General features: G+C 64.4%; 13 protein-coding genes. 9 read left to right on the forward strand and 4 right to left on the reverse strand.

All coding sequences use genetic code 11. From position 1 onward, the window contains the following. The first annotated feature begins 33 nt into the window (after nucleotides 1–33). From cydB to PPN31114_RS19890, 3 genes are read left to right on the forward strand one after another with little or no spacing between them, the layout of a single operon-like run. Entirely contained in the window at nucleotides 34–1,032 is a 999-nt protein-coding gene (gene cydB, locus PPN31114_RS19880) for a cytochrome d ubiquinol oxidase subunit II (protein WP_150681257.1), read from the forward strand. Next, entirely contained in the window at nucleotides 1,016–1,225 is a 210-nt protein-coding gene (locus tag PPN31114_RS19885; RefSeq protein ID WP_150681258.1) for a hypothetical protein, read from the forward strand. The genes cydB and PPN31114_RS19885 overlap by 17 nt, the downstream gene beginning before the upstream one ends. 13 nt (nucleotides 1,226–1,238) lie before the next feature. Next, the gene (locus tag PPN31114_RS19890) at nucleotides 1,239–1,865 is read left to right on the forward strand and encodes a YbhB/YbcL family Raf kinase inhibitor-like protein (RefSeq protein ID WP_246182660.1); all 627 of its coding nucleotides are present in this window, start codon (nucleotides 1,239–1,241) and stop codon (nucleotides 1,863–1,865) included. A 108-nt stretch (nucleotides 1,866–1,973) separates the two neighbouring features. Here PPN31114_RS19890 and folE read toward each other — a convergent pair whose 3' ends face one another. Continuing rightward, entirely contained in the window at nucleotides 1,974–2,540 is a 567-nt protein-coding gene (gene folE, locus PPN31114_RS19895) for a GTP cyclohydrolase I FolE (RefSeq protein ID WP_150681259.1), read from the reverse strand. A gap of 205 nt (nucleotides 2,541–2,745) precedes the next feature. Here folE and PPN31114_RS19900 point away from each other — a divergent pair, with 205 nt between their 5' ends. The 4 genes from PPN31114_RS19900 to PPN31114_RS19915 are packed head-to-tail and all read left to right on the forward strand — an operon-like array spanning nucleotide 2,746 to nucleotide 7,301. After that, entirely contained in the window at nucleotides 2,746–3,702 is a 957-nt protein-coding gene (locus PPN31114_RS19900) for an HlyD family secretion protein (RefSeq protein WP_150681260.1), read from the forward strand. Beyond that, nucleotides 3,699–4,667, forward strand: a complete 969-nt coding sequence (locus tag PPN31114_RS19905; RefSeq protein ID WP_150681261.1) for an ABC transporter ATP-binding protein — start codon at nucleotides 3,699–3,701, stop codon at nucleotides 4,665–4,667. The genes PPN31114_RS19900 and PPN31114_RS19905 overlap by 4 nt, the downstream gene beginning before the upstream one ends. Next, nucleotides 4,664–5,806, forward strand: coding sequence for an ABC transporter permease (locus tag PPN31114_RS19910; RefSeq protein ID WP_150681262.1), 1,143 nt, complete (start codon nucleotides 4,664–4,666; stop codon nucleotides 5,804–5,806). Before PPN31114_RS19905 ends, PPN31114_RS19910 begins: the two co-directional genes overlap by 4 nt. Nucleotides 5,807–5,813: 7 nt before the next feature. Next, the gene (locus PPN31114_RS19915; RefSeq protein WP_150681263.1) at nucleotides 5,814–7,301 is read left to right on the forward strand and encodes an efflux transporter outer membrane subunit; all 1,488 of its coding nucleotides are present in this window, start codon (nucleotides 5,814–5,816) and stop codon (nucleotides 7,299–7,301) included. A 6-nt stretch (nucleotides 7,302–7,307) separates the two neighbouring features. Here PPN31114_RS19915 and PPN31114_RS19920 read toward each other — a convergent pair whose 3' ends face one another. Continuing rightward, on the reverse strand, nucleotides 7,308–8,219 hold the full coding sequence (locus tag PPN31114_RS19920) for a LysR family transcriptional regulator (RefSeq protein WP_150681264.1): 912 nt from the start codon (nucleotides 8,217–8,219) through the stop codon (nucleotides 7,308–7,310). A gap of 181 nt (nucleotides 8,220–8,400) precedes the next feature. Here PPN31114_RS19920 and PPN31114_RS19925 point away from each other — a divergent pair, with 181 nt between their 5' ends. Beyond that, a complete protein-coding gene (locus PPN31114_RS19925) occupies nucleotides 8,401–8,820 on the forward strand; it encodes a VOC family protein (RefSeq protein ID WP_150681265.1) in 420 nt (139 codons plus the stop codon). Between the two features lie 58 nt (nucleotides 8,821–8,878). Further along, nucleotides 8,879–9,583 carry a fumarylacetoacetate hydrolase family protein gene (locus PPN31114_RS19930; RefSeq protein WP_150681266.1) on the forward strand — a complete coding sequence of 235 codons (705 nt, stop codon included), beginning with the start codon at nucleotides 8,879–8,881 and terminating at the stop codon, nucleotides 9,581–9,583. Between the two features lie 814 nt (nucleotides 9,584–10,397). Here PPN31114_RS19930 and glpK read toward each other — a convergent pair. Together glpK and glpD are read right to left on the reverse strand one after the other, a co-directional pair. Further along, nucleotides 10,398–11,897 (reverse strand): glycerol kinase GlpK, encoded by a 1,500-nt coding sequence (gene glpK / locus PPN31114_RS19935; protein WP_150681267.1) that lies wholly within the window; start codon nucleotides 11,895–11,897, stop codon nucleotides 10,398–10,400. A gap of 111 nt (nucleotides 11,898–12,008) precedes the next feature. Next, nucleotides 12,009–13,565 carry a glycerol-3-phosphate dehydrogenase gene (gene glpD / locus PPN31114_RS19940; RefSeq protein WP_150681268.1) on the reverse strand — a complete coding sequence of 519 codons (1,557 nt, stop codon included), beginning with the start codon at nucleotides 13,563–13,565 and terminating at the stop codon, nucleotides 12,009–12,011. Nucleotides 13,566–13,610: the final 45 nt, after the last annotated feature.

Here is a 13,610-nt window from a genome sequence, read left to right on the forward strand (position 1 = left end):
TCTGAACGCTTCCTCGTCACATCGAGAACTCTCATGGATCTGACCTTAGCCTGGGCCGCCATCATTGCGCTCGGCCTGTTTCTCTACGTCGTGCTCGACGGCTTCGACCTCGGCATCGGCATTCTCTTTCCGTTCTTCCCCGACGCTCGCGAGCGCGACGTCATGATGAACTCTGTCGCCCCGGTGTGGGACGGCAACGAGACATGGCTCGTGCTGGGTGGCGCGGGACTGCTCGCCGCGTTCCCGATGGTGTATTCGGTGCTGCTGTCTGCGCTGTATTTGCCGCTCGTCTTCATGCTCGTGTGCCTGATTTTTCGCGGCGTGGCATTCGAGATTCGCGGCAAGTCGCGTCGCACGCGGCAATGGTGGGACCTCGCTTTTATCGGTGGTTCGGCAGGCGCAACGTTCTTTCAAGGCGTGGCACTGGGTGCTTATTTGTCGGGCATCCCTGTCGAGAACGGTCAGTTCTCGGGTGACGCTTTCGCCTGGCTGACCGCGTTCAATCTGTTCACCGGCCTGGGGCTGCTCATCACGTATGCGTTGCTGGGCGCCTGCTGGCTCATCGGTAAGACGCAAGACGATTTGCAGCGCCGCTTGCGCACGCTCGCCTGGCCGCTCACGCTCGCCTTGGTCGCCACCATGGTGATCGTCACGCTCTGGACGCCGCTGCGCCTGCCGCTGGTCGCCGAACGCTGGTTCGACGGCGAACTGTTCTGGCGCTTACTGCCGGTGCCGTTCCTGGTGGCTGCGGCCACGGTTGTGATGCGCCGTGTCCTCAAGCGCGCACACGACGCCACGCCGTTCTGGCTCGCGATCGGGCTCGTGTTCCTTGGCTACAGCGGGCTGCTCATCAGCGCGTATCCGTATGCGATTCTGCCGGGCGTCACGCTGTGGGACGCCGCAGCACCGGCGTCGAGCCTGTCGTTCACGCTGTGGGGCGCGGCGTTCATCATCCCGGTCATCCTCGCCTACACGATGCTGGCTTACTGGGTCTTTCGCGGCAAGGTGGCACACGATGCGCACTATCACTGATCTCACGCGGCCCGCCGTGCGCCACGCGCGCGAGCACGCCGTGCAAGGCTCGCAAGTCGTGGTGACGACCCGCCCGGTGTGGCGGCAAGCACTCGTACGCTGGGGCTGGTTCATCGCGCTTTGGTGCGCGGGTGTAGCAGGCACGGCATTGCTTGCACTACCATTCAAGCTCATCATTGCTTCCGCCAAATGAGGAGGGAAAGCCCATGAATTCGAAGTTCGAAGTCTCCCGACTGACCATGCGCACGGCCAAACGCACCGCGCCATCGCGCCGCCGCTCCACCGCTGCGGCATTGGCCGTCACGCTGGGCCTGGTGGGCATGGCGGTCGGTAGCGCGAGTCTCGCGCAGGCCGCTGAAGGGATGAGCGTCTCGTCGAGCGCCTTTGCCGATAACGCCATGCTGCCCGCAGCTCATGCCGGGCTGGGCGAATGCGGTGGCCAGAACATCAGCCCGCCCGTCGAGTGGAAGAACCTGCCGCAAGGCACGCACAGCGTCGTCGTCACGATGAAAGACCCCGACGGTGCCAAGGGCGGCGGCGTGGTGCACTGGCTGGCCTACAACATCCCCGCAACGATGAACGGACTCGCCGCCGGTGCGGGCAACGAAACGAGCGCACAGGTCACCGTGGGCAAGAACATCAGCGGCGCGCAAGCGTATCGCGGTGCCTGCCCGCCCGTGGGCGACGCGCCGCATCACTACATCATCAGCGTGACGGCCACCGATCTCGAACCGGGCCGCCTGCCGCCAGGGCTCGACGCCAATGGCCTGACGGCTGCGCTCGCAGGACACACGCTCAACGGCTCGACCATCGTTGCGCGCTATGCGCGATAGGCCAGCGCGCCGAGTGCACTAAACACGTCGACCCCGCATGAAAAAAGCGCCGGCCCGGGTAACCCGGCCGGCGCTTTTTGTGTAGGCGTCCGTTGGCTTGGTGGCGATTTACTTTTCGCGTGCGAGGGCGAGAAATTCCGTGCGCAGCGCAAGATTCGGCTGCAACTCGCCCAGCATCGACGACGTCACCGTCTCTTCGCCCGCCGTGCGAATGCCTCGGCTTTCCATACACATGTGACGGCACGACACCACCACGCCCACGGCTTTCGGTTGCAGGTGCGTCATCAGGGCGTCGGCAATCTGCACCGTCAAACGCTCCTGCACTTGCAGGCGGCGCGCGAAGCAATCGACCAGACGCGTGAGCTTCGAGAGACCGACGATCTTGCCGTTCGGCAGATAGCCGATCGTCGCCTTGCCAAAGAACGGCGCGAGGTGATGTTCACAATGGCTGTAGACGGGAATGCCGCGCACCACGATCAGTTCGTTGTATTGCTCTGCGCCGTCTTCGAACACCTTGAGCACTTCGGCCGGGTCTTGCCCGTAGCCAGCCGTCCACTGCTTCCACGCCTTGCTCACGCGAGCAGGCGTTTCGTGCAGACCGGGGCGGTCCGGATCTTCGCCGAGATGTTTGAGGAATCGCTTCCAGTCGTTTTCGTCGAACGTGTCGTGAGACATAAAATCAAGCTCCTTGCATGAGGTCCGGTGCGCTGCGCCGTCACGGCACGCGCCCCGTGCGCTACCGGATATGTGCGCACAATAGCAGAGACTCCCCTCCCGCGCATCGGCAGCCCCGCTTGCCCGAATTGCCGCCACAGGCGCTTTTGCGCTAAGGTGACAGCCGACCCCACGCACGAGACGCGTCATGCCGGGAGATACCCCCATGAGCACCAACGTGATGACCGTTGCCGCACTGGCTGTCCTGCTGACGATGGCCGGATGCGGCGACAACGGCAACAAGCCGTGGCAAGGCTATGCCGAAGGCGAGTTCGTCAATGTCGCATCTTCGCAAGCGGGCACCTTGCAGAAGCTCTCGGTCTCGCGCGGTCAGCAGGTCAAACCCGGTGACGCCCTCTTCGATCTCGAATCCACTTACGAATTAGCCGCACAGGCCCACGCGCGCGAAACGCTCGCCAGCGCCGAAGCCCAGTTGCGTGATCTCGACACCGGCAAGCGTCCACCCGAAATTGCGGTCTCGCAGGCCCAACTCACCCAAGCCATTGCCACGCGCGACAAAGCCGTCGCGCAGTTCGACCGCGATCAGGCGCAGTACGCCGCCGGGGGTATCTCGCGCGAACAACTCGACGCAAGCCGCGCCGATGCGCGCAGCAGCGTGGCCCACGTGCAGGAATTGCAGAGCAGTTTGGCCGTCGCACGCTTGCCGGGGCGCGAAGCACAACGGCAGGCTCAGGCCGCACAGGTCGACGTCGCCCGTGCCTCGCTCGCGCAGGCCGATTGGCAACTCGCGCAAAAGCACCCCGCAGCCGTCTCCGCCGGGCGGGTGTACGACACCATGTATCGCGTGGGCGAATGGGTGAACGCGGGCAGCCCCGTCGTGCGGCTGCTGCCTCCGCAAAACATCAAAGTGCGCTTCTTCGTGCCGGAATCGGCGCTGGGCAGTTTGCAGGCCGGACAAACCGTGCACATTGCCTGCGACGGCTGCGGCACCGGCGTCGATGCCCGCATCACCTATGTGGCGAGCGAAGCCGAATACACCCCGCCCGTGATCTACAGCAACGATACGCGCGACAAGCTGGTGTACATGATCGAGGCCCATCCCGCCCCCGCAGACGCGGTCAAACTCAATCCGGGGCAGCCGGTGCAAGTGAGCCGCCCATGAGCGCCACGTCGGCAACGCCAGCCCCCGCGAGAGACGACACGCTCGCCATCGACGTGAAGGGCCTTAACAAGCATTTCGGCGATAAGCACGTCGTCAAGGACGTCTCGCTGCAAGTGCGGCACGGCGAAATCTTTGGCTTTCTGGGCCCTAACGGCAGCGGCAAAACCACCTGCATTCGCATGATGTGCGGGCTGCTCACGCCCGACTCGGGCAGCGGCACGTGTCTGGGCTACGACATCGTGAAAGAAAGCGCGCAGATCAAGCGCGAAGTCGGCTACATGACGCAGCGTTTTTCGTACTGGGAAGACCTCACGATTCGCGAGAATCTCGATTTCGTCGCGCGCGTGTATGGCATGCCGAACCGGCGCGAAGCCGTCGACCGATCCATCGAAAGTCTGGGGCTCAAAGGCCGTGCGAATCAATTGACCGGCTCGCTCTCCGGCGGCTGGAAACAACGGCTTGCGCTCGCCGCCTGCATGCTGCACGAACCGCGCGTGCTGCTGCTCGACGAGCCCACGGCGGGTGTCGACCCGACCGCCCGGCGCGACTTCTGGGAAGAACTGCACGAGTTGGCGGCAAAGGGCATCTCCGTTCTCGTGAGCACGCATTACATGGACGAAGCCGAGCGGTGCCACAAGCTCGCCTATATCTCCTACGGCGAGTTGCTTGCGCAAGGCACCGCGGCCGAGGTGATCGAGAGCCAGCATTTGTCCACGTGGACCGTGCACGGCGACAACCTGGTCGACTTGGCGCGCGAACTGCGCGAACAGCCCAGCGTGGCCCAAACGGTCGCGTTCGGCAGTGCGCTGCACGTGAGCGGGCAAGACGCCGCCGCCTTGGAGAAAACGCTGCGGGCGCAGGCCGAAGCCAAGGGGCTTACCGTCACGCCCATCGATACCAGCCTCGAAGACGTGTTCATCTATCTGATGGGCCACGCGAAAGACAACTTCGGAGACGACGCATGAACGCGCGGTTCGGGTTCTCTCTGTCGCGCTGGTGGAGCATCGTGTGCAAGGAGTTTCTGCAACTGCGCCGCGACCGGGTGACGTTTGCGATGATCGTCGGCGTGCCGCTCGTGCAACTCACGCTCTTCGGCTTCGCGATCAATACCGATCCGAAACACATGCCCACTGCCGCGTTGATTCACGACAACAGTGAATTCACGCGCAGTTTCGTGGCGGCGATGGAGCACTCCGAATACTTCCGCTTCACCGAAACGCTCGACAGCGAAGACGCCGGGCGCACCGCCCTCGCACAAGGCCGCGTGCAGTTCGTGCTGAACATTCCGACCGACTTTACGAAGCGTTTGCTGCGCGGCGAACGCCCGGCGCTGCTCGTCGAAGCCGATGCCACCGACCCGATGGCCATGGCCTCGGCGCTGGGGGCATTACCTGCCATCGCACAGTCGGTCGCGCAGAAGGATCTGACCGGTGCGCTCGCGCCGCTCGCGGGCAATCAAAGCGCATTCGACGTGCAGGTGCATCGGCTGTACAACGCCGAAGGCATCACGCAATACAACATCATCCCCGGGCTGATGGGCGTGATTCTGACGATGACGCTCGCCATGATGACCGGCCTTGCCATCGTGCGCGAACGCGAGCGCGGCACCATGGAGAACCTGCTCGCGACACCGGTGCTGCCCATCGAAGTGATGCTGGGCAAGATCGTCCCCTATATCGCCATTGGGTTGATTCAAGCCACCATCATTCTGGTCGCGGCGCGGTTCGTGTTTCACGTGCCGTTCGTGGGCAGCGTGATCGCGATCTATCTCTCCGCGCTCGTGTTCATCGCGGCGAATCTGACCGTCGGCATCACCGTCTCGTCGTTCGCGCAGAACCAGTTGCAGGCGATGCAACTCACCGTGTTCTACTTCCTGCCCAATATGCTGCTCTCGGGCTTTATGTTTCCGTTTCGCGGCATGCCCGAGTGGGCGCAGGCCATCGGCAACGTGCTGCCGCTCACGTATTTCAACCGGCTCATCCGCGGCATTCTCCTCAAGGGCAACGGATGGGGCGATGCGTGGCACGACCTGTGGCCGCTGCTGGTCTTCTCCGCCGTGCTCATGACGGTTGCGGTGAAGTTCTACAAACGAACGCTCGACTGAGGCCCCTATGCGCGCGCTTTGTGCCGGACCGAGCCTGACGTTGAACGCCATCGTGATGGCGGCAAGCGCTGTCTTGCTCAGCGCCTGCGCAGTCGGCCCGGACTTCAAGACGCCAGCGCCCCCCGATGTCGCGCAGTACACCACTGGCGATACCCCATTGGCCACGGCCGGTGCGCCGGCCTTGCAGGGTGAAGCCCAGACCTTCGCGCCTGGCGACACTCCGCCGCTCGACTGGTGGACCCGCTTCGGCTCGCCGACGCTCGATGCGCTGGTGGCACAGGCGTTTGCCGACAGCCCGACGTTGAAGCAAGCCCAAGCGAAGCTGCGCCAGGCGCAAGAGGACTATCGGGCGCAGGAGGGTGCGCGTTTGCTGCCATCGGCAGACCTCAAGCTCTCGGGCACGCGTGAACAAGTCGATCTGCAATCGTTCGGCATCACCAGCGTGCCCAATCCGGGACCGTTCACGCTGTACAACGCGAGCATCGACATCTCTTACACGCTTGATGTGTTCGGCGGCAATCGCCGCGCGCTCGAAAGCCTTGCCGCACAAGTCGATTACCAGCGCTTCGAACTCGAAGCCGCACGGCTGACGCTAGCGGGCAATGTAGTGACCGCCGCGCTACGGCAAGCCACGCTCCGTGCACAACGCTCGGCGCTCGAAGGCATGGTCAGCGCACAGCGGGCACAACTCGACATCACACGGGCACGCCAGCGCGCCGGTGGCGTCGCGACGCTCGATGTGGAGAATCAGGCTGCGCTAGTCGCGCAGACAGAAGCCCAGTTGCCGCCGTTAAGTTTGCAAATCGCTCAGTACGATCATCAGTTGGCGCGTTGGCTGGGCAAACCACCGGGGGCGTTCACGTCGCCAGCGATCGATCTGGCTTCACTGCAACTGCCGCAGCGCGTGCCGGTGTCGCTGCCCTCGACGCTGGCACAGCGCCGCCCCGACATTCGCGCGTCTGAAGCGATGTTGCACAAGGCGAGCGCAGATGTCGGCGTCGCCACCGCGAACTTGTATCCGCAGTTCACGCTCTCGGGCAGCTTCGGCACGCAACGCATGCGCACCGCCGACCTTGGCAATGGCATCAACATCTGGAATATCGGCATGAACCTGTTGCAGCCGATTTTTCGGGGCGGCGAATTGAGAGCACAACGGCGCTCTGCCGTGGCCGCCTACGATGCGGCATTGGCGTCGTATCAAGACACCGTGTTGCTCGGCCTGGCGCAAGTCGCCGATGCCATGCGTGCGCTGGAAGCCGACGCGACCACGCTCTCGGCAAGGGCTAACGCCGCTGCGCGCACCGAGGCGGCCTACCGCATCGCCAGCGACCGATATCGCGTGGGCGGTATCAGCCATCTGTCGCTGCTCGATGCCCAACGGCAGGCGCTCGATGCCACGCGGGCACAGTTGGAAACGCAAGGCGCGCGGCTCGTCGACACGGCGGCACTCTGGCAGGCGCTCGGCGGCAGCGCGCCCGAACCGGACGCCCAGTAGCCACAGCTAGCCGCGCGATTTCGCCTCGTCGGTCAAACACTTCATGAGCGAGGCCACCGGCTCGCGTTTGAGCGCCGACTGTCGCGCCAACACCCCCAGTTCGCGCGTGAGCGGCACGCCGCTAAGCGGCAAGACCTGCACGCCCGCCGCCCCAGCCTTCGCGGGCGCGATGCCATCCACCGGCAGCCCGATCAACGTCGCGGGTACCATCGCCCAGCCGAGCCGCGCGCGCACCATGCGCAAGATGACTTCCGGCTCATCCAACTCCACCCCTTCGCGCACCCACAGCCGGTGACGGCGCAGGTAGCGCTCGACCAGATCGCCGCCATACGAGCGCCGGTTGTAGCGCACGAACGGCAGCGCCGCCGCCCAGTCGGCCACGGTCCCGCGCGTGCCTTTGGGCGCGATGGCGACGTAAGGCTCGTGCATCAGCGTGACCCACTTCATATCGGCCGGAACGCCGATACGCGGGCGAATCATCACGGCCAGATCGAGTTCGCGGGCGTCGATCTGCGCGAGCAACTGGACCGACATCCCCGGCACGATGTTCAGATGCGGCAACGAGGCCGGTGCCGCCGACCAGCGCTGGATCGCCCCGGGCAGCAAACCCAGTTGCACGGTGAGAATCGCCCCGATATGGATCGGCGCCAGCGCCGCCTGCGCGCCATGCGCGCCCGCCTCGCCCCGCATCGACTGATAGGCCGACACCACCCCCTGCGCCTGAGCGAGCAAACGGCGTCCGTCGTCGGAGAGCGACACCGCTCGCCCGGTGCGCTCGAAAAGCTGCACCCCAAGGTCGTCCTCCAAGCGCTGGATCTGCGCGCTGACGGCAGACTGCGTCAAACCGAGACGCGCCCCGGCGGCCGAGAACGACGCGGTTTCGGCTGCCGTGACAAAGGTTTTGAGGTATCGGATCATCTATCGAAATTATTTGTGCTGAGTCGTCGAATTATTCGTTTCTTATTATTTTTATCGATGGATAGAATTTAGCGCAAATCGGGCGGCAACGTTTGGCCACCCAATTTCGACGCCTGGCGCGGCATTTTCTGTCTCGCGCCCACGAAGCGCCGTTCAACCCCACATTGCATTGGAGACTCTCATGGCCACGCCCCTGTTCCACCTTGCTTTCCCCGTCGATAACCTCGAAGCCGCCCGCCGCTTCTACGGCGGCGTGATGGGCTGCCCCGAAGGCCGCAGTTCGGACCACTGGATCGACTTCGATTTCTTCGGTCATCAACTGGTCGCTCACCTCTCGCCCGAAGAAGCCGGCAAGCGCATCACGAACCCGGTCGATGGCGACGAAGTTCCGGTCCCGCATTTCGGCGTTATCCTTGACATGCCCGCATGGCACGCGCTTGCCGAGCGCCTGCGCGCCGCCGGCACCCGCTTCGTAATCGAGCCGCATGTGCGCTTTGCCGGGCAAGTGGGCGAGCAAGCCACGCTGTTCTTCTACGACCCGGCTGGCAACGCGCTGGAGTTCAAAGCGTTTGCCGACATGTCGCAGGTGTTTGCCAAGTAAGATTGCCGGGTACCGTTTCCAGAGTTTTCTGAGCTTCACTAACGCCACGAGTTTTCTCATGAGCCAATTCGTCATTTCGCCGGCGCCGCAGGCGTCGGTCGCAGTTGCCGGCAGCGATGCCCGCTTTCCCGTGCGCCGCGTGTTCTGCGTGGGCCGTAACTACGCCGCGCATGCGCGCGAGATGGGCAGCAATCCGGATCGCGAGCCGCCGTTTTTCTTCATGAAGCCCGCCGACGCGGTCGTGGCTGCCGAGGGCACGCTGCCCTACCCGCCGCTCACCAGCGAACTGCACCATGAAATCGAACTGGTCGTCGCCATTGGCGCCGACGGTGAGAATGTGGACGCCGCTTCGGCCCTCTCGCTCGTCTGGGGCTATGGCGTGGGCGTCGACCTGACGCGCCGCGATCTGCAACAGCAGGCGAAAGACACGCGCCGTCCGTGGGACTGGGGCAAGGCGTTCGATGCATCGGCCCCCTGCGGCCCGCTGCATGCCGTGGCGGAAGTCGGTCATCCGAAAGACGGCCGCGTGTGGCTCGACGTGAACGGCGAGAACCGTCAGGTCGGCGATCTGAATGAGTTGATCTGGTCGGTGCCCGATCTCATCGCCGAAATCTCGCGCAGCGTGAAGCTCGCCGCAGGCGACCTGATCTTCACCGGCACGCCGGCAGGCGTCGGTCCGCTCGAACCCGGCGACAAGGTCACGGCAGGCGTGGCAGGTGTAGGCGAGATCGCCTTCACGGTCGGCAAGAAACCGGCGGCCTAAGCTCGACTGAGATCGACTGAGATCGCTTTGATACACGCAGGGACGCTGGCACTCGTCAGCGTCCCTGTGTCGTTGTCCGGCGCGTGAATCGTCGCGCGAGGATATCCACAGCAACTGTTGATAACCCTTTGCATAACTACCTATGTGACGGCGCAGACGCCCGCCAGCATTAGGTGTCAAGTGCATTGCCTAATTTGCCGTCACCCATCCCTTCGCCGTGACGCGCGTCCCCTGCTTTCATTCCTGAAACGTTTTTCACCATCCATTCCGAAACGCCCTGTTTCACTCATTGAATTCCCCATCAAATTCAATGAGTTGCAACGGATGGCACGCTTCTCGCATCAGGAAGGGGGCAAGCCGTCCGCCTCTGGAGAAGTCTCTTCGCTTGGGCATCACGCTTCGGGAACATCGCCATGCACGCCACATGGCCCCGGCACGCCCGACGCCGAGCTCTCGCCGGGAGCGCCCCGGAGGCGGGCGGATTGCACCTCTGGTGTCGAAACAGGGGGAAGCAGTAAGAAGCGTTAGAAAGCGATGGGTCGCGTCATGCGACGGCAACTATCAGGGAGGGGATCATGCAAATGCGCCGCACCGGGCCTTGCGCCCTAAGTCCCTGCACTCGGTCGCTCGCGCCAGCGAGCCCGGCAAAGTCGGCACGTCATCACCCGCGTGAGCGCTGCGCCAGTTGGCGGCATCGCCGTCACGCGGCGGCGGGCGATCGCCGCCAAGTCGCGCCCGGACGGGCGATGCGCTAGCTAGCGCTGGGCCGGTCGAGGGCTGATGGCGTTCAGCCCTCGTTGGCCAATGTATCGATTTAGCCTTCTTCGGCCCACACCTTCGCGGCGCGAACCGCGCGTTGCCAGCCCTTCACCGCACGATTCACGTCGTCTTCCGACAGCTTGCGCGAGAAGCGCTGCTGCAACTGCCATTGACGTTGCAGCGTGTCGATGTCCGGCCAGAAACCGACGGCAAGGCCCGCGAGATAGGCCGCACCGGCGGCCGTCGTCTCGATGACGTGCGGGCGCACGACATCGGCCCCCAGCAAATCGGCCTGCCACTGCATTAGCAGATCGTTGGCCGCCGCGCCGCCGTCCACTCGCAATTCCGACACATGCAGCCCGGCATCGGCTTCCATGGCGCGCAACACGTCGAGCGTCTGAAACGCAATGCTGTCGAGCGCAGCACGCGCGACGTGCGCCGCGGTCGTCCCACGTGTCGCCCCGAACAACGTGCCTCGGGCATGCGGCTGCCAGTGCGGGGCACCGAGGCCTGCGAACGCGGGGACGAGTACGACGCCATCGGCGTCGGGCACGCTCGTCGCGAGCGCCTCGACATCGCGCGAGTGGCGAATGATGCCCAGCCCATCGCGCAGCCATTGCACCACGGCACCGCCGATGAAGATGCTGCCTTCGAGCGCGTAGTCGACGCGATCGCCAATCTTCCACGCCACCGTCGTGAGCAAGTTGTGGCTCGACGCCTGCGGCTTGTCGCCGGTGTTCATCACCATGAAGCAGCCGGTGCCGTAGGTGTTCTTCACCATGCCCGGGCGCAAGCACATCTGCCCGAAGAGCGCCGCCTGCTGATCGCCCGCGATACCCGCAATCGCCACCGGCTTCGAGAGCAGCGACGTCGTGGTGTGGCCGTACACCTCACTCGACGAGCGCACCTCGGGCAGCATCTGACGCGGCACGCCAAGCAGTGCCAGCAACTCGTCGTCCCATTCAAGGCGATGAATGTTGAAGAGCATGGTGCGCGACGCATTCGACACGTCGGTCACGTGCAGCTTGCCGCCGGTCAGGTGCCAGACCAGCCAGCTATCGACGGTGCCGAACGCGAGATGGCCCGCCTCAGCGGCTTCGCGTGCGCCCGCTACGTTATCGAGAATCCAGCGGATTTTGCTGCCGGAGAAGTAGGCGTCGATGCGCAACCCGGTGCGGCTGGCCACGAGGTCTTGCGCACCGTCGGCACGCAGCCGTTCGCAGAAGTCGGCCGTGCGGCGGTCTTGCCACACGATCGCGTTGTACACCGGCTCGCCCGTGCGGCGATCCCAAACGATGGTGGTCTCGCGTTGGTTGGTGATGCCGATCGCCTCGATGTCCACGCCGCCAACGCCGGCATGCGTGAGCGCTTCCGCGACCACGCCCGCCTGTGTCGACCAGATTTCGCGCGGGTCATGTTCGACCCAGCCCGGATGCGGGTAAATCTGGCGGAATTCTTTCTGCGCGGTTGCCACGACATGCCCATCGCGATCGAACAACAATGCACGCGAACTCGTCGTGCCCTGATCGAACGCGAGGATATAGGGTCCTGACATGTAGGTCGTCTCCTGAATACTGTCCGCCGGGCGGCGGTCGGCTGGCTTGCCGCCTGCGCACTCACACGCCTGACGTGCGCCGCAGGGGCAAGCCTGTCGTTATCGTCAAACTCAGCGTGTTGCCAAAGCAGGCGCTTGTTCCGACTGCCGCTCGAACCAGCGCGAGACGCTCGCTTCGCCGTCGCGTCCAACGTGCAGACCCAGCTTGGTACGGCGCCAAAGCACGTCCTGCGCGGTGCGCGCCCATTCGTACTGCACAAGGTAGCGCAACTCGGCTTCGAAAAGATCGCCGCAAATGCGCTCGCCCAGATCGTCGAGCGAGTGCGCATCGGCCAGCAGCACGTGCGTGCGCGTGCCGTAAGTGCGGGCGTAGCGATAAGCCAGTGCCTCAGGCAGCCACGGCACCTGCGCACGCAGCGACGCCTCGAAGGCGCCCGCGTCCGGCTGAGGCATGTCGCCGCCCGGCAGTGCTGCGCCTGCCGTCCAATCGCCCTGCTTGAAACCGAGTGGCCCATGCAGCCGCGCAAGGGCTTCTTCCGCGAGACGGCGATACGTCGTGATCTTGCCGCCGAACACCGACAACAGCGGCGCACGCGTGGCCGGGGCGTCGAGTTCGAGCGTGTAGTCGCGCGTGACCGCCGACGGGTTCGCCACTTCTTCTTCCAGCAGCGGACGCACCCCGGCGTAAGTCCACACGACATCTGTGGGCACGATGGGCTTCGTGAAATAGTCGCTGGCCGATTTGCACAGATACGCGATCTCGTCGTCGTTGATCGCCACCTTGGCCGGGTCGCCGTGATATTCGATATCGGTCGTCCCAATCAGCGTGAAATCGCGCTCGTACGGAATTGCGAAAATGATGCGCTTGTCGGGGTTCTGGAAGATATAGGCGTGATCGTGATCGAACAGCTTACGCGTCACGATGTGACTGCCCTTGACCATGCGCACGGAATGCGTCGCGGGCTGACGCAGTACATCGCCCAGCAGATGACCGACCCACGGCCCCGCTGCGTTGACGATGGCGCGTGCACGCACCTGCTGCGTCTGGCCAGACTCGGTCGAGAGCAATTCCGCCGTCCACATATGCTCGCCACGCTCGGCCCCGACGAGGCGCGTGCGCGTGAGAATCGTGGCACCGCGCTCGGCGGCATCTTGCGCGTTGAGCACCACCAGCCGTGCGTCTTGCACCCAGCCGTCCGAGTAGACGAAACCGCGTTGAATATCGCGGCGCAGCGGCGCACCGGCCGCATGTTGGAGCAGATCGATGCCGCGCGAGCCGGGCAAAATCTCGCGCCGTGCCAAGTGATCGTAGAGGAACAGCCCCGCGCGAATCAGCCATGCCGGGCGCAGGTTCGGCATGTGCGGCATGACGAAACGCAGCGGCCACATGATGTGCGGCGCGGCGCGCAGCAGCACTTCGCGCTCTTGCAACGCTTTGCGCACCAACCCGAACTCGTAGTATTCGAGATAGCGCAGCCCGCCGTGAATGAGCTTGGTGCTGGCCGACGAGGTGTGCGAAGCCAGATCGTCCTGCTCGACGAGCATCACGCGCAAGCCACGTCCGGCAGCGTCGCGTGCGATACCCGCGCCGTTGATGCCGCCACCCACGACCAGCAGGTCGTACGGGGCTAGCGTTGGGTCCGTTGGCGTTTGGGCGGATGGTTGCACGTCGTCACTCCCGGGTGATTGGTGTCAAATCGACAAATTGGGCAC

It is taken from the genome of Pandoraea pneumonica (assembly GCF_902459645.1).
Taxonomy (GTDB): domain Bacteria; phylum Pseudomonadota; class Gammaproteobacteria; order Burkholderiales; family Burkholderiaceae; genus Pandoraea; species Pandoraea pneumonica.